Annotated in this window: 17 protein-coding genes; 13 read left to right on the forward strand and 4 right to left on the reverse strand. The window is 54.4% G+C overall.

What is annotated here, in order from left to right:
- Positions 1-16 precede the first annotated feature (16 nt).
- The 4 genes from GE278_01685 (at position 17) to pspG (ending at position 3923) form a co-directional block, all read left to right on the forward strand.
- Positions 17-916, forward strand: coding sequence for an aldose 1-epimerase (locus tag GE278_01685; protein ID QLK59565.1), 900 nt, complete (start codon positions 17-19; stop codon positions 914-916).
- A 3-nt stretch (positions 917-919) separates the two neighbouring features.
- Entirely contained in the window at positions 920-2359 is a 1440-nt protein-coding gene (locus GE278_01690; GenBank protein QLK59566.1) for a sugar porter family MFS transporter, read from the forward strand.
- A 131-nt stretch (positions 2360-2490) separates the two neighbouring features.
- A complete protein-coding gene (gene dusA / locus GE278_01695; protein QLK59567.1) occupies positions 2491-3498 on the forward strand; it encodes a tRNA dihydrouridine(20/20a) synthase DusA in 1008 nt (335 codons plus the stop codon).
- 188 nt (positions 3499-3686) lie between these two features.
- Complete coding sequence (pspG, locus tag GE278_01700; protein QLK59568.1) at positions 3687-3923, forward strand: envelope stress response protein PspG; 237 nt, start codon at positions 3687-3689, stop codon at positions 3921-3923.
- A gap of 395 nt (positions 3924-4318) precedes the next feature.
- On the opposite strand, the gene GE278_01705 is transcribed toward pspG, so the two are convergent.
- Complete coding sequence (locus GE278_01705) at positions 4319-5308, reverse strand: NADPH:quinone reductase (GenBank protein ID QLK59569.1); 990 nt, start codon at positions 5306-5308, stop codon at positions 4319-4321.
- A gap of 193 nt (positions 5309-5501) precedes the next feature.
- Between GE278_01705 and dnaB the strand changes: the two genes are divergently transcribed.
- Both dnaB and alr read left to right on the forward strand, forming a co-directional pair.
- Complete coding sequence (gene dnaB, locus GE278_01710; protein ID QLK59570.1) at positions 5502-6908, forward strand: replicative DNA helicase; 1407 nt, start codon at positions 5502-5504, stop codon at positions 6906-6908.
- Between the two features lie 106 nt (positions 6909-7014).
- Positions 7015-8094: an alanine racemase gene (gene alr, locus GE278_01715; GenBank protein QLK59571.1), complete on the forward strand. Its 1080-nt coding sequence runs from the start codon at positions 7015-7017 to the stop codon at positions 8092-8094.
- 5 nt (positions 8095-8099) lie between these two features.
- Here alr and GE278_01720 read toward each other — a convergent pair whose 3' ends face one another.
- Positions 8100-8879, reverse strand: coding sequence for a transporter substrate-binding domain-containing protein (locus GE278_01720; GenBank protein ID QLK59572.1), 780 nt, complete (start codon positions 8877-8879; stop codon positions 8100-8102).
- A 153-nt stretch (positions 8880-9032) separates the two neighbouring features.
- Here GE278_01720 and GE278_01725 point away from each other — a divergent pair, with 153 nt between their 5' ends.
- The 5 genes from GE278_01725 (at position 9033) to GE278_01745 (ending at position 12639) form a co-directional block, all read left to right on the forward strand.
- Positions 9033-9497: an AsnC family transcriptional regulator gene (locus tag GE278_01725; protein QLK59573.1), complete on the forward strand. Its 465-nt coding sequence runs from the start codon at positions 9033-9035 to the stop codon at positions 9495-9497.
- 244 nt (positions 9498-9741) lie between these two features.
- A complete protein-coding gene (locus GE278_01730) occupies positions 9742-10374 on the forward strand; it encodes a YitT family protein (protein ID QLK59574.1) in 633 nt (210 codons plus the stop codon).
- Positions 10375-10518: 144 nt separating this feature from the next.
- Positions 10519-11712 carry an aminotransferase class I/II-fold pyridoxal phosphate-dependent enzyme gene (locus tag GE278_01735; protein ID QLK59575.1) on the forward strand — a complete coding sequence of 398 codons (1194 nt, stop codon included), beginning with the start codon at positions 10519-10521 and terminating at the stop codon, positions 11710-11712.
- A gap of 151 nt (positions 11713-11863) precedes the next feature.
- On the forward strand, positions 11864-12289 hold the full coding sequence (locus tag GE278_01740) for a YjbQ family protein (GenBank protein ID QLK59576.1): 426 nt from the start codon (positions 11864-11866) through the stop codon (positions 12287-12289).
- Positions 12286-12639 (forward strand): MmcQ/YjbR family DNA-binding protein, encoded by a 354-nt coding sequence (locus GE278_01745; protein ID QLK59577.1) that lies wholly within the window; start codon positions 12286-12288, stop codon positions 12637-12639. The genes GE278_01740 and GE278_01745 overlap by 4 nt, the downstream gene beginning before the upstream one ends.
- On the opposite strand, the gene GE278_01750 is transcribed toward GE278_01745, so the two are convergent.
- Together GE278_01750 and GE278_01755 are read right to left on the reverse strand one after the other, a co-directional pair.
- The gene (locus GE278_01750) at positions 12628-13542 is read right to left on the reverse strand and encodes a pyridoxamine 5'-phosphate oxidase (GenBank protein QLK59578.1); all 915 of its coding nucleotides are present in this window, start codon (positions 13540-13542) and stop codon (positions 12628-12630) included. The genes GE278_01745 and GE278_01750 overlap by 12 nt on opposite strands.
- 5 nt (positions 13543-13547) lie before the next feature.
- A complete protein-coding gene (locus GE278_01755) occupies positions 13548-14168 on the reverse strand; it encodes a glutathione S-transferase (protein QLK59579.1) in 621 nt (206 codons plus the stop codon).
- Positions 14169-14268: 100 nt separating this feature from the next.
- Between GE278_01755 and GE278_01760 the strand changes: the two genes are divergently transcribed.
- Both GE278_01760 and GE278_01765 read left to right on the forward strand, forming a co-directional pair.
- Positions 14269-15186: a LysR family transcriptional regulator gene (locus GE278_01760; GenBank protein QLK59580.1), complete on the forward strand. Its 918-nt coding sequence runs from the start codon at positions 14269-14271 to the stop codon at positions 15184-15186.
- Between the two features lie 115 nt (positions 15187-15301).
- Positions 15302-16483: an esterase family protein gene (locus tag GE278_01765; GenBank protein ID QLK63159.1), complete on the forward strand. Its 1182-nt coding sequence runs from the start codon at positions 15302-15304 to the stop codon at positions 16481-16483.
- Positions 16484-16580 lie beyond the last annotated feature (97 nt).

The raw sequence follows: 16580 nt of genomic DNA on the forward strand, positions 1-16580 counted from the left end.
GGATTTGGAGAAGAACATGCCGCTCTTGTCTCTGGAAAATCGTCATCTGGCACTGACCGTGTCGCCTTCGGGCGGCACGATTTTACGACTGGTGGCTAAATGCCCTGATGGTGATTTCCCTCTGCTGCGTCCGGCGGTGTTGAGTGAAGAGACTCCGGCTGCACTGGCCGGGTGTTTCCCTCTGGTGCCGTTTGGTAATCGTCTGAAGGGTAACGTCTTCTGCTTTGAAGGGCGCAGTTATTCGCTGCCGCCCAACAGCGGCGATGCGCATTACCTGCATGGCGACGGCTGGCTGGCGGAGTGGGAATGTCTTCTCCATAGCGACAATGCGCTGACGCTGCAGTTTGAACACCATAGCGACAGCTACTGCTATCGCGCCAGACAGCACTTCGCGCTCGTCGGCCACCGGCTGGACGTCACGCTGCGGGTCACCAATCTCGCTTCTTACGCACTGCCGTTCGGGCTGGGCTGGCATCCGTTTTTCCCACTGACGGACTCTGTGCTTTTGCGCGCCACGGCCTCGGGCCACTGGCAGGAAGAGGCGCAGTTCGTGGCGGGGCAATATCATCCGGCTTTGCCCGTCGGTCTGGATTTTTGTACGCCTCAGCCACTTCCTCACCACTGGGTAAATAACGGATTTTCCGGCTGGGACGGTAAAGCGGATATCGTCTGGCCGGACGCCGGTCGGCGGTTGCACCTGACCACCGATCCTGCATGCCCAGTATTTTTCCTTTTTCTCTCCGATAGCCGTTTCGATCCTGATTATCAGCACGATTTTTTCTGCATTGAACCCATGACCCATGCGGCAAATGACCATCATTTGCCGGGCGGTGGTTCGCTGACGGTTTTATCCTCCGGCGATCACCTGACACAGCAAATGTCGCTGCACAGCGCGGCGATCAACATGCCTGAATGAGGAATGATGATGTCTGACTCTCATGCTTTGAATATGCCCTACGTATGGATGATTTGTCTGGTCGCAGCCTGTGGCGGACTGCTATTTGGTTATGACTGGGTGGTGATCGGCGGAGCGAAACCCTTTTACGAGGCCTATTTTGGTATCACCGATGCCGCAATGTCAGGCTGGGCGATGAGCTCCGCGCTGCTGGGCTGCGTGCTCGGTGCGGCCATTTCAGGCTCGCTGTCTGACCGGTTTGGCCGCCGCCTGCCGCTGATAATCGCCGCTGTGTTATTTACCGCGTCAGGGATCGGTACGGCGCTGGCTTTCAGCTTCAATGCGTTTGTGTTCTGGCGCATTGCGGGCGGTGTTGGGATAGGTCTGGCCTCCGCGCTGGCACCGGTTTACATCGCTGAAATCAGCCCGGCTGAAAAACGCGGACGCTTTGTTGCCGTCAACCAACTGACCATCGTCCTCGGTGTTCTGGCGGCGCAATTGATCAACCTGATGATTGCCGAACCCGTGGCATCCGCTGCCGCCCAGGCTGACATTCTGCAAAGCTGGAACGGGCAGACCGGCTGGCGCTATATGTTTGGCGCGGAAGCGATCCCCGCCGCAGCCTTTCTGGCGCTGATGTTTGTGGTGCCAGAATCCCCGCGCTGGCTGGCGAAAGCCAACCGATACGTGCAGGCGGAAAAGGTGCTGAGCCGTATCGGTTCTGCCGGTTATGCCCGTGCGACACTGGCGGATATCCGCCGCTCGCTGGGTTCTGAAAACCAGAAAGTACCGTTCTCGGCGCTGTGGGAACCGCGCATCAGGCCGATAGTGCTGATGGGGATCGTGCTGGCGGTTTTCCAGCAATGGTGCGGAATTAACGTGATTTTCAATTATGCGCAGGAGATTTTTGCGTCTGCCGGGTTTGATATCAACGACACGCTGAAATTCATTGTCGCCACCGGTCTTATCAACCTGATTTTCACCTTACTGGCGCTGCCGCTGGTGGACAAAATTGGCCGACGTCGGCTGATGCAGTTAGGTTCGGCGGGCCTGACGGTAATTTATGTTCTGATCGGGCTGGCTTATACCTTCGGCGTGATGGGCTTACCTGTGTTGCTGCTGGTGCTGGTCGCTATTGCGATATATGCCATGACGCTCGCGCCAGTGACCTGGGTGCTATTGTCTGAAATCTTCCCCAACCGCGTGCGCGGCAATGCGATGGCGGTCGGCACACTGGCGCTGTGGATTGCCTGTTTTTTCCTGACTTATACCTTCCCGCTGATGAACGCCGCGTTGGGCGCCGCTGGCAGTTTCTTTATCTACGCGGTGATTTGTCTGGCAGGCTGGATTTTCATTCAGTGCAACGTTCCGGAAACGCGCGGCGTCACACTGGAAGTGCTCGAACAACAGCTCAGCAGAACGGATGCGGAGCGCAAGGCAGAAGCGGCGGCCCAACCCCGCTAAAACCGCATCGGATGCCGAATCTTTGTTCTGTGGTATAATCAGCGATTACATTCCCTCTGGCCTCTGCGCCGGAGGGAGCGCCACGAACTCCTTCAGCGAATGTCAGGTCGATGTCAGAAACTCAACACGCAATGCCTCAAACCATGCCGTATTCCGCTCAGCGTTTTTCCGTTGCGCCAATGCTTGACTGGACCGATCGTCACTGTCGCCATTTCCATCGTCTGATGACCGGCCAGACGCTGCTGTACACCGAAATGGTGACCACCGGCGCGATCATTCATGGTAAAGGCGATTATCTCGGCTTTGGCGAGGAAGAACATCCGGTGTCGCTACAACTCGGTGGCAGCAACCCGGCCGATCTGGCGCATTGCGCGAAACTCGCCGAAGCGCGCGGGTATGACGAAATAAACCTCAATGTCGGCTGCCCGTCGGATCGTGTGCAGAATGGCATGTTCGGTGCCTGTCTGATGGGGCAGGCGTCGCTGGTAGCTGACTGCATCAAAGCGATGCGCGACGTGGTGTCGATCCCGGTCACCGTCAAAACCCGCATCGGCATCGACGATCAGGACAGCTATGAATTCCTGTGTGATTTCATCCGTCAGGTCTCTGAAAACGGCGGATGCGATACGTTTATCATTCATGCTCGCAAAGCGTGGCTTTCCGGTCTGAGCCCGAAAGAAAACCGTGAAATCCCGCCGCTGGATTACCCGAGGGTGTATCAGCTTAAGCGTGATTTCCCCCATCTCACGATGGCGATTAACGGCGGCATCAAGACGCTGGAAGAGGCTAAAACGCATCTGCAATTTATGGATGGCGTCATGGTGGGTCGCGAAGCCTATCAGAATCCGGGCATGTTACTGAACGTGGATCGCGAACTGTTTGGCTCAGAAGTGCCGTTGAAAACCGGCCCGGACATTATCCGCGCGCTGTATCCCTACATTGAAGCGGAGCTGAGCAAAGGTACCTATCTCGGCCATATTTCCCGCCACATTCTTGGTTTGTTCCAGGGCGTGCCGGGGGCGCGTCAGTTCCGTCGTCATCTTAGTGAAAATGCGCATAAAGCGGGCGCGGGCATTGATGTGGTCGAGCAGGCACTTTCAATGGTGAATCAATCCCAGGAAGCCACTGCGCAGGCTTAAGTCGTGAGTAAATTGGCTATCTGTTAGTCAAATCCACTATGTCTTCGCAGGCCGTTCGTGCCTGCGAATTATTTTCTTCTTAATATTCAATGTAATAACTCATGCCTCTTATTGGCACGTTTCTTGTAATAGTGAACAGGTGTTATGACATCAAGTCCTAATGCAATTCGCTTATTAAGGAGCACCCGATGCTGGAAATTCTTTTTGTGCTTGGCTTTTTCTTTATGCTGATGCTGACCGGCGTCTCTCTGCTGGGCATGGCGGTTGCACTGATCGTGGCGTTTGCTCTGATGATGCTGGGGGGATTCCTGGCGATTGTTATCAAAATGTTGCCATGGTTGGTTTTGGCCGTGATCGCCGTCTGGATTTATCGCGCTTATATCAGGCCGGACGCCACTAAATACCGTCACCGCCGTTTACCATGATTTTTGAAGTCAATAAGTGGCCTCTATAACATCATGAAATTACGACGATTAATAACGCAATGCTGTGCACATAAAAATGTAATCGTTACAAAGATAACTTTTACTTATGTGCTAGCGATCACAAGCTGGATCAGAATGTGCGGTCAACGGTTATAAATCATATTTTTTAACATGGGTGACTGTTAGGATAAGATTCATACATGGTCAGCAGACCACGAACTGAATTCATCAAGTCCGATGAGGCATACAATAGTCGCATAAGTGACACCGCCCTTCGGATTTACCTTGCAGTACCCTACGGCAGTACCCGTCTGAAATCAGAGGTCGTCTGGATCAGACAGTAAGAAAGGCTTCCCAGTGGAAGCCTTTTTTGCGTCTACCATTCAGTGGACTGATTATTTACCCGGAATCAGTAAGCTCGAACCTTGCGTCACGCGGCTTTCCAGCGTTTCGTGCGCGCGTTTGGCTTCGGAGAGCGGGAATTTCTGTGCATCGCTGACTTCTACCTCAATTGCGCCGCTGGCGATCAGTGAGAACAATTCGCTACTTGCTTCCTCCAGCTCCTCGCGGTTAGTCACATACCCATTGAGGGAGGGGCGCGTCACGAACAGTGAGCCTTTCTGATTGAGAATTGCCAAATCCACGCCCTTTACCGGCCCGGACGCATTACCGAAACTTACCAGCAAGCCGCGACGTTTAAGGCTGTTCAGCGACTTCTCAAACGTGTCTTTGCCGACGGAGTCGTAGACCACGCCGACCTTCTCGCCATTCGTCAACTCTGCCACGCGGGTAGCGATATCCTCTTTATGATAATTGATAGTTGCCCAGGCACCGGCCTGTTTCGCGCGTTCCGCCTTTTCGTCAGAACCCACGGTCCCGATCAGTTTCACGCCCAGCGCTTTTGCCCACTGACAGGCAATCAAACCTACTCCGCCAGCTGCGGCATGGAACAAAATCGTTTCGCCCGGCTGTACTTTGTGGGTCAGACGCAGCAGATAATACACCGTCAGCCCTTTCAGAAAGGACGCCGCCGCCTGCTCGAAACTAATGGCGTCCGGCAGAATGGCGATTTTTTCCTGAGGCACGTTATGAATTTCGCTGTAAGCGCCAAGGGCTGACTGGGCGTACACCACGCGGTCCCCCGGTTTGATGCCGGTGACGGCACTGCCGACTTTGGTGACCACGCCAGCCGCTTCGGTGCCTAAACCCGCGGGGAAGCTGGCAGGCGGATACAGGCCGCTGCGGACGTAGGTATCAATATAATTAATGCCGACAGCTTTGTTTTCGACCTGAACTTCACCGGCCTGTGGATCTTGTGGCTGATAATCAACGTATTGCAGAACGTCAGGTGTACCTGTTTCAGAAAACTGGATGCGCTTGGCCATGCTTTTCCCTCGTGATGGAGTCTGTTTTCAACCCTAGGCTAAATGCCCGCGACAATCCAGATTTTAGGCACAGCCGGTTAATACCCTTTTGAAATGAGACATGACAACCTATACTAACGCGCTAGTCTGGCTTTGGTTTTTAAGAAGCCCGACGCTCACAAAACAGGCGCTTAGAGCAGGAAGTAATCCACAGATGGCAGCAAAAAAACCGACCTTTCAACAGAACGAAACCCGCGATCGCCAGATGGAAGGCCTCAAGCTGCCGCCGCACTCGCTGGAAGCCGAGCAATCCGTTCTGGGCGGGCTGATGCTGGACAACGAACGCTGGGATAACGTCGCCGAGCGCGTGGTCAGCAATGACTTCTTCAGCCGGCCACATCGCCTGATTTTCACCGAAATGCAGCGTTTGCTGGAAATGAGCAAACCGATCGACCTGATTACGCTGTCTGAATCTCTGGAACAGAAAGGGGATCTGGATTCGGTCGGCGGTTTTGCCTATCTGGCAGAACTCTCAAAAAATACACCAAGTGCGGCTAACATCGGCGCCTATGCTGACATCGTACGCGAACGCGCTGTAGTGCGTGAAATGATCTCCGTCGCCAATGAAATTGCCGATGCCGGTTATGATCCGCAGGGCCGCAGCAGCGAAGATCTGCTGGATTTAGCCGAATCCCGCGTATTCCAGATTGCCGAAAGCCGCGCCAGCAAAGATGAAGGCCCGAAAAGTATTGACCGCATTCTGGAAAGCACCGTTTCCCGTATCGAAGAACTGTTCCAGCGTCCGCACGATGGCGTGACGGGCGTCTCAACCGGTTATGCTGATCTTGATAAGAAAACTGCTGGTTTGCAGAAATCTGACTTAATCATCGTGGCGGCGCGGCCGTCGATGGGTAAAACCACATTTGCGATGAACCTCGCCGAAAACGCCGCGATGATGCAGGATAAACCGGTCTTAATTTTCAGTCTTGAAATGCCCGGTGACCAGATCATGATGCGTATGCTGGCGTCGCTTTCCCGCGTCGATCAGACCAAAATCCGTACCGGTCAGCTTGATGACGAGGACTGGGCGCGTATTTCCAGCACCATGGGGATTCTGCTTGAAAAACGGAACATGTATATCGATGACTCCTCAGGCCTGACGCCGACGGAGGTTCGTTCGCGCGCGCGCCGAATTTTCCGTGAGCACGGCGGCCTGAGCCTTATCATGATCGACTACCTCCAGCTGATGCGCGTTCCGGCCCTGTCCGATAACCGTACGCTTGAAATTGCCGAAATCTCCCGCTCGCTGAAAGCGCTGGCGAAAGAATTGCAGGTACCAGTGGTGGCGCTGTCGCAGTTGAACCGAAGCCTGGAGCAACGTGCAGATAAGCGCCCGGTCAACTCCGACTTGCGTGAATCCGGCTCCATCGAGCAGGATGCCGACTTAATCATGTTCATTTATCGTGACGAGGTTTATCACGATAACAGTGAAGAGAAAGGCATCGCGCAAATCATCCTCGGTAAGCAGCGTAACGGCCCAATCGGGACGGTAAGACTGACATTCAACGGCCAGTTCTCGCGTTTCGATAACTACGGCGGCCCGCAATACGACGAGGATTAACCTCCCTGTTTTTGACGTTATCCCCCCTTTCAGAAGGGGAGGCCTGGCGGGGTTGGGTTCTCAACCCCGCTATCAGAAACTCTTAATTTCATTCAAAGGACTAAAAATGAAAGCGGCTACGGCTGTCATTGATCGCCGCGCTCTGCGACACAATCTGCAACGGGTACGTCAACTGGCACCACAAAGTCGTCTGGTTGCAGTAGTGAAAGCAAACGCTTATGGGCATGGCTTCTTAGAGACGGTGCACAGCTTACAAGACGCTGATTTTTACGGCGTCTCCCGCCTTAGCGAAGCGCTGTCGCTGCGCCAAGCCGGGATAGTTAAACCGGTTCTCCTGCTTGAAGGCTTCTTCTCCGCCAGCGAATTACCGCTGCTGGTGGAACATCAGCTGCATACCGCCGTCCACAGTGTCGAACAGCTAGAGGCGCTGGAAAATGTGCAGCTGGCGCAGCCGCTGAACGTGTGGCTGAAAATCGATACCGGCATGCACCGTCTGGGTGTTCAGCCTGCGCAGGCCGACGCGTTTTATCAGCGCCTGAGTGCCTGTCCGAACGTGGTTCAGCCGGTCAATATGATGAGCCATTTCTGCCGTGCAGATGAGCCACAAAGCGACGCCACGCCAAAACAGATGCATTGTTTCCATGAGGTATCCGAAGGCAAAGCAGGACTGAAATCCATAGCGGCCTCCGGTGGCATCCTGCTATGGCCGGAATCACATTTTGATCTCGTGCGCCCGGGCATCATTCTCTACGGCGTCTCGCCGATGGAAACCGGTGACGCCAGTGATTTTGGGCTGCAACCGGTGATGACGCTTACTTCCAGCCTGATTGCCGTGCGCGAACATGCCGCCGGTGAGCCGGTCGGTTACGGCAGCACCTGGACCAGCGATCGCGATACGCGCCTCGGCGTGGTGGCCATGGGCTATGGGGACGGTTATCCGCGCAGCGCACCAAACGGTACGCCGGTGCTGGTGAATGGCCGCATTGTGCCGATTGCCGGGCGGGTATCGATGGACATGATTACCGTAGATTTAGGGCCGGACGCGACGGACAACGTCGGCGATGAAGTCATTTTCTGGGGCAAGGATTTACCGGCAGAACGCGTTGCGGCGGTTACCGGCATCAGTGCTTACGAGCTGATCACGCAGTTAAGCGAGCGAGTCAGCCGTGATTATATTGGCGACTGACCGCCTTACTTCTTCACCGCCAGCCATTTACTGACCACCTGCTGATACTCACCGGTGGCTTTACTCAGATGAAGCCACTGGTCGACGTACATCTTCCAGCTCAGATCATCACGCGGCAGCATGTAGGCTTTCTCACCATATTGCAGCGGCTTTTTCGGATTTACTGCACACAGTTTCGGATAGCGTTTCTGCTGATACAGCGCTTCGGACGCATCGGTAATCATCACGTCCGCTTCCTTATCCGCCAGTTTCTGGAAGATGGTCACGTTATCGCTCAGCGTCAGCGCGCCTTTTGGCAGATGGCTGTGAACAAAGGCTTCATTGGTGCCGCCCGCCGGTTCGATCAGACGCACGTTGGGTTTGTTCAGCTGTTCAACAGTCTGGTATTTACGCACGTCTTCGCAGCGCACCAGAGGGATTTTCCCGTCCTGATCCAATACGTTGGCGAACCAGGCTTTTTGCTGGCGCTTCAACGTGACCGAAATCCCGCCCATCGCGATATCGCAATGCCCGGCGGACATCTCATCCATCAGCGATTTCCACGTCACCGGCACCCAATTGACTTTCACGTCCAGACTTGCCGCCAGCGACTCGGCCATCGCAATATCAATGCCCTCGTATTGGCCCGGTTCTTTCAAAAATGTGTAAGGTTTGTAGTCGCCGGTGGTGCAGACATTCAGAGAGCCTTTCTGAATAACCCGTTCCAGACGTGAAGACGTTGAGTCTGCCAGAGCCAGAGTGGGGAACAGGGTAAGCACGGCGAGAGAGGTGAAGATCTTTTTCATTATTCTTTCCTTGCGGTGAAATCATTTTGTTTTTGCTATTGATCTGCGCAAGTATAAGAAAAAACAGCCGATAAGTATTTAGCCTCTGCAACAGGAATAGTTCTTGCAGTGTTAATAACGATAAACAAAAAATAAAACGACAGGAAAAGTACCATGTATAGCATTGATGATTACGACCTGAAGATTTTGACGTTATTACAAGCGAACGGAAGACTTACCAATCAGGAACTTAGCGAGTTGGTCGGCTTATCCGCCTCCCAATGCTCCCGCCGCCGTATCGGGCTGGAACAGGCGCAGTTGATCCTCGGTTATCACGCCCGTCTGGCCCCTGAAGCCGTCGGCCTGGGAATGATTGGACTGATTGAAGTTCGATTAATCAATCATTTGCCTGCGCAGGTGGATTCCTTCCACAGTATGCTTGGAGAAGTCGATGCCATCATTGATGCCTACAAAACCACGGGCGACGCCGATTATTTATTAAAAGTTGCGGTGAAAGATTTAGCCGGTTTAAGTACGTTGATAAGCCAAATCCTTTCAGTGCATAAAAGTGTGGCTCATGTAAAAACATCGGTTGTGCTTAACCGGTTAAAAGAAAACGGCTTATTAACGGTTTCCTGAATTTTTATGACTGTTATTTTTACGCACTATTATGGTGATTTATTTTGGTGCAAACTCACTCTTAGGGTGCATAAATATTAATTAAAATGCGCATTTTGTGCATGTAAAGAATAATTAACGCCACTAAAAATCTTATTTTCGATTTTTAATGCAAATTCCGTGCGTCATTATTGCCTTGAATTCATATCTCATGAATTATCACTAAAACTGTTTTGGTGGTTATTTTTCGGGGAAATGTGAATTTATGGCAAGTGTTGATAATTTTGAAAAACCGGTGGCACAGCCGCGTACCGCGCATTCGGCTCTCGAAGACGTGCTGGCGATAGTGATCGGTACGCTGATGGTCTCTTTTGGAGTAGTGATGCTGCGTCAGGTTGGCGCGCTGACCGGCGGCACGGCTGGCATGGCGTTTCTGGCGCACTATCTGACGCAGGTCTCTTTCGGTACGGCCTTCTTTATCATCAACTTACCATTCTACTATCTTTCTATCCGTCGCATGGGCTGGCAGTTCACGCTGAAAACCTTCAGCGCCGTGGCACTGGTGTCAGTGTTTTCCGATCTGCATCCGCTGTTCGTTCACTTTGATCATCTCCAGCCGTTTTACGCCACGTTGTTCGGTAACGTCATTATGGGCATCGGCTTCATCGTGTTGTTTCGACACAAAGCCAGCCTCGGCGGTGTGAATATTCTGGCGCTGTTTCTGCAGGATAAATACGGCATCCGCGCGGGCAAATTGCAGATGGGCGTGGACTGCTGCATCGTGCTGGCGTCGCTGTTTGTGGTCAGCTATGAAATGCTGATCGCCTCTATTCTGGGTGCGGTGATTGTGAACCTGATTATCGCGATGAACCACCGTCCGGGGCGTTACAGCGTCTGACGCCGCTGCCATGCGGTGCCCGAAAAATGACAACATAGTTCTCATCTTTTTTAACGAACTTTGATAGTCTGTGAAACAGTGTCGATCCGCTGCCGAAAGGGGGCGATCGCCGCGCTACTTAATCAAACCAAGGAGATGTATACCGTGTTCCAACATGTCGATGCCTATGCCGGTGACCCGATTTTGTCGCTGATGGAAAGCTTTAAAACCGATCCAAGACAAGACAAAGTGAACCTGAGCATCGGTCTGTATTACGACGAGCAGGGTATTATTCCACAGCTGGCGGCGGTCGAAAGCGCAGAGAATCAGCTGAACGCCGGGCCGCAGGCCGCGTCAGTGTATCTGCCAATGGAAGGGCTCACCGCTTACCGCGCTGGCATTCAGGAACTGTTGTTTGGCGCTGAGCATCCGGCACTGACGCAACAGCGTATCGCGACCATTCAGACCGTCGGCGGTTCCGGCGCACTGAAAGTGGGTGCAGACTTCCTGAAGTTTTACTTCCCGAATTCAGAGGTTTACGTGAGTGACCCAACATGGGAAAACCACGTAGCTATCTTTGGTGGCGCGGGCTTTAAAGTTCACACATATCCTTACTATGACCCGGAAACACTGGGCGTGAATTTCGCGGCGATGATTGACCGCCTGAAAACTCTGCCAGCCCAAAGCATCGTGCTGTTGCATCCGTGCTGTCACAACCCGACCGGTTCTGACCTGACGCCAGCGCAGTGGGATCAGGTGATAGACGTGACCAAACAGCGCGAGCTGATCCCGTTCCTCGACATTGCCTATCAGGGCTTTGGTGCAGGCATTGATGAAGATGCTTACGCCATCCGCGCGATGGCGTCGGCTGGCGTGAACTGCTTCGTCAGCAACTCGTTCTCGAAAATTTTCTCCCTGTACGGCGAGCGCGTCGGCGGGTTATCCGTGGTCTGTGAAGACAGCGAAGCAGCAGGCCGCGTGCTGGGTCAGCTGAAAGCGACCGTGCGGCGCAACTACTCCAGCCCGCCGAATTTTGGGGCGAAAGTGGTCGCCAAAGTCCTGAGCGACAGCGCGCTGAATGCCCAGTGGAAAGCCGAAGTCGAGAAGATGCGCACCCGTATTCTGGAAATGCGCCACACGCTGGTCGATACCCTGAAAACCGCCTTGCCGGGCCGTAACTTTGACTACCTGTTGCAACAACGCGGGATGTTCAGCTACACCGGTTTCAGCGAAGCACAGGTGATTCGTCTGCGTGAAGAGTTCGGCGTTTATCTGATAGCCAGCGGCCGCGTCTGCATGGCTGGCCTCAATCACCACAACGTGAAACAGGTGGCTGAAGCCTTCGCCGCCGTTCAATGATTCCCGGCAGAAATTCCTTCAAAGGGCTGACAATAATGTCAGCCCTTTTTTTGTCTTTACCGCTCTTTACGCCTTCCGCCTTTATTTTTCGTCATGTTGCTGCACACTTACTACAGTTGAATTTTACGCAGGCAAAGTGTTGGGAAATCCTATGTGGCATCAGCAAATTATTACGCTCGGCGCGAAATCGCGGGGCTTTCACCTGATCACTGACGAAGTGGTCGGCAAAATTTCGCGGCTCGGCGAGGTGCAAACCGGCCTGCTGCATCTGTTCATTCAGCATACGTCGGCCTCGCTGACGCTCAATGAAAACTGTGATCCGACGGTGCGGTTCGACATGGAGCAACACTTCATGCGAAGCGTGCCGGAGAATGCGCCCTACGAGCATGATTACGAAGGCTGCGATGACATGCCGGGTCACATTAAATCATCCTTACTCGGTGCATCATTAGTTCTGCCCGTTTCCAGAGGAAGGTTGCTGCTCGGCACCTGGCAAGGGATCTGGCTCGGCGAACACCGGATCGACGGTGGACAGCGCCGAATCGTTATCACGTTACAAGGAGAAACCCAAACATGACTATTTCGGAACTGCTGACTTACTGCATGGGAAAACCCGGTGCGGAGCAAAGTGTTGAAAATCAGCGCGGTGCAAATCAGGTCAAAGTGGGCGACGCAATGTTCGCCATGGTGTGTGACGTCGACGGGCGAGAAGCGATTTCACTGAAAACCAGCCCGGAGCTGGCGGAGCAGTTGCGCGCCAAACACCCTGAAATTGTACCTGGCGACCATCTCAATAAAGCGCACTGGAATACCGTGTATCTGGACGGGGCGCTTGCGGACTCCCAGTTTTATTATCTGATTGACGGTTCCTATCAGCTGGTGGTCTCCGGCCTGCCGGAGACGGTGCGTCACGAGTTAGGACTTTGATTCACGCGGCCAGTGACCGGTGTTCAGCGTAGCGGATGAGTACTCCACAGTGCCTGCGCGCCACGGCAGCGCGGAGCGAAAACGCCACAGGCGGGTGATATCCAGCATCCAGTAGCGTTCAGTGCCTGCCGGAACGGGTATCTCATCTGGCTGCCAGTGGATCTGCGTCGTACCCTGAATATGCAAAATGTCGCCGTTGTCGAAATCGATAAACAGCAGCGCGGCGCGGGGTTCCGCCAGCAGATTCCCCAGCGTGTTCATGTACTTATTGCCACGATAATCCGGAACCCATAGCCGGTTGCCCACCAGATGAGCAAAGCCCGGCTGACCGCCGCGATGCGACACATCTGCGCCATCGGGCGCGTGGCTGGCGATGAAAAACGTGTCGGCACGCGCAATCAGCGCACGGGCGTCATCATCGGGCCCGGTCATATCTTCCCGCAGTGCCAGCGGTTTGCTGACCGGTACGTCGGTCAGTTTGCGGATCTGAATATACTGCGGACAGTTACCAAAACTCTGATCGACGATGATCTCGATCCGGTTTTTGTCCATTCGTCCGATCCTGCCGTTGACGCGATTGCGCCGCCGGTTGGAAAAATCGATCCCCAGCGCACCGATCTGTTTTCCCGGCTGCAATACAGCCAGCGTGGGATCGTCTTCCCGTCGTGGTGCGTTCACCCGCAAATGACCGTCGTCTGGCACACGGATAAAACCGGCGGGGCCGCTCAGCAATGTAGCCGTCGGCCAGCCGTTTTCATCCAGCGTTGAGATAAACAGGTATGGCAGCGCGGCGAAAAACAGCTGATGCTGCTCCGGCATTGCCTCGCGTATCCCATGCGCGACAACGTCGAAACCGGCCAGCGCCTGCGCCTGACGTTCGCCGGCATGGAACGGATTTTTCATGGCGCTTACTTCTCGTTTTCTGGCAGCGGCAGAGCGGGCAGCGGCGTGAAGCCTGGCAGGCTCTCAATGCGCGTCAGCCAGCGTTGAATCGCAGGATACTGTGCCAGCGAAATACCGCCTTCCGGCGCAGTGGCCACATACGCGTAGCAGGCCAGATCGGCGATGGTAGCGCGCTCGGTGGCCAGAAACTCATGCGTCTCAACGTGTTTTTCCAGCTGCGGCAGGAATTTTGCGGTGACTGCCAGCGCACTCTCCAGCGATTCCGGTGCAGAGAACTGTTTCACCATGCGCGCAGAGGCTGGACCAAAGCGCACTTCACCGGCGGCGCGGGACAACCATTTCTGTACTTCCGCCGCTTTCAGCGGATCTTCCGGCAGCCAGTGGCTGTCCGGTGCGTAACGCTTGACCAGGTACACCAGAATCGCATTGCTGTCGGTGATCACATGTTCATCGTCGATCAGCACCGGAATTTGCCCCAGCGGGTTGAGGTGCAAAAATTCGGCGGATTTCCGCACATCGGCCTGCGCTTCTTTTACCTCAAATGGCAAACTGAGCATGTCGAGCAGCAGGGTAACGCGATGGCAGTGGCCTGAAAACGGCGTGCTGTAGAGCTGAATGGCGGACATAAATTTTCTCCTCTGTGGCAGTCATTGCAGATTACTCTTGCGTTAAATGATTGTGATCCACGAAGATTGAAATTGAGTGTTTCACTTTGTGGAAGAATCTATGGATCGTTTGGACGAAATGGCGATTTTTGTCGCTGTACTTCAGTATGGCAGCCTGGCAGAAGCCGCCCGTAAACTTCACCGTTCCCCTCCGGCGATCACCCGTGCCATCTCCTCGCTGGAACATCGCTTTGGCGCGAGGCTGATCGAGCGTACTACGCGCAGCCTCGCGCCGACCGAAGCGGGCGCACGTCTGGCTGAAAAAGCGCGGGCGCTGCTCAGCCAGTATCAGGACGCCGTCGAAGATACCGCTGAAACCCAGCTCAGCGGCCTGTTGCGGTTAACCGCGCCAGTGCAGTTCGGCCGTAAACACGTTGCGCCGCTGGTGATGGCGTTTCTGGCGCAGAACCCGGACATACAGGTTGAGATGATGCTCAACGACCGCAATCTGGATTTGATCGACGAAGGGCTGGATCTGGCGGTGCGCATCGGGCATCAGGAGGATTCGGGCAAAGTAGCGCGCAAGGTGGCGGAAGTGACCCGCGTGCTGGTCGCCAGCCCGGATTATCTGGCTGAGTACGGTCTGCCACAGCACCCGTCGGAACTGGCCAGGCATCAGACCATTATGGGCACGCTGCGAACGCAGATCAGCGAATGGCGGTTCGGGCCGCACGAGGACGACCTGCGCGTGCGCCTTACGCCCCGTCTGTTATCCAATGATGTGGAGTCTCAGTTGCTGGCTGTACGCAGCGGTCAGGGTATTGCGCGGCTGCTGTCGTATCAGGTGATGGACGATTTGCAGGCCGGCAACATGGTACGGCTGTTAACGGAGTTCGAACCGCTGCCACTGCCCGTTCAGCTGGTGGCGCAGCAGGTGCAACAGATGCCGCGTAAAGTCCGCACCTTCTGGGATTTTGCTTTTGAGCGGCTCAGCGCGCTTCCACAGCTGCATTCCTTAGCGGTATCCTCTAAACAGTGACGTCGATCACGCTCACCTGCGGTAAAAATAACCTACTCTGAGAGTTGTGCAAAAACAGTGAGTTACTTCAGGACAGGTTGTCCGCCTGCTCACGCCAACCCAGAAGGAAAGGATGATGACCCGTAACCGGCTGAATCTTGCCACGCTTTTGATTCTGGCGCTCAGCGCGCCGCTCCCCCTGACCGCGTTCGCGCAAAGCCTGCCGCAGGATCCTGACGCATCGTCTCCTGCGAAGACTTACATCACCGCCGTGAATCCTGATCTCACCATCACATACCGCCTTTACGCCCCGACGGCGGAGCATGTGGACGTGGTGACCGGTTCGACGCCGGTGACCTACATTCCGCATCAGATGGTCAAGGACGATAAAGGCGTCTGGAGCTGGACATCGGAGGCTCAAAAACCTGATCTTTATGAATATTTCTTTAACGTGGATGGCCTGCGTATCGCTGATCCGGGCAGCGCGATGCCCAAACCGCAGCGTCAGGTGAACACCAGCCTGATTCTGGTGCCGGGCAGCATTCTGGATGTGAAAAACGTCCCGCACGGCGAAGTGCGCACGCTGACCTACCATTCGGCGGCGCTGAACTCAGAACGTCAGGTCGCCGTCTGGACACCGCCGGGCTATACCGATGCGTCGCAACCGCTGCCGGTGCTCTATTTCTATCACGGCTTTGGCGATACCGGCCGCTCGGCACTGGATCAGGGGCGCATTGCGCAAATCATGGATAACCTGCTGGCGGAGAAAAAAATCGCGCCAATGTTAGTGGTCATCCCTGACACCGAAACCGATGCCAAAGGCATTGTCCCCGAGGAGTACGTTACCAAAGATCGCCGTAAAGAGTTCTATCCGCGCAATGCCGCTGCAGCGGACCAAGAACTGACCGGTGATATTATTCCGCTGATTTCCAACACCTTCCGCGTGCGTGATGATGCCCCCGGACGCGCGCTTGCCGGGCTTTCGCAGGGAGGATATCAGACGCTGGTCAGCGGGATGACACACCTTGACAAGTTTGGCTGGCTGGCGACGTTCAGCGGTGTCAGCACGACGACGGTCCCGAATGCGGACGTGGCAAAACGCTTCGCTGAACCGGAGAAAATCAACGCGCAGCTGAAAAACTTCACCGTCGTCGTTGGGGAAAAAGATGTAGTGACGGGCAAAGATATTGCGGGGCTGAAATCTGAGCTTGAAGAGAAAAAGATTAAATTCTATTACCACGAATACCCGAATCTTGGCCACGAAATGGACGTCTGGCGCCCGGCTTATATTGAATTTGTGCAGAAGATTTTTAAGTAAGGTGATCAACAACGCCACGGGGGTGGTGTTGTTGACAGTATTCATCGAAGAAAGGTTATAGTGTAAAGTCATTTTTTGACATGATAACTTATCAGAT

This window comes from Enterobacteriaceae bacterium Kacie_13 (assembly GCA_013457415.1).
Classification (GTDB): Bacteria; Pseudomonadota; Gammaproteobacteria; order Enterobacterales; family Enterobacteriaceae; genus Rahnella.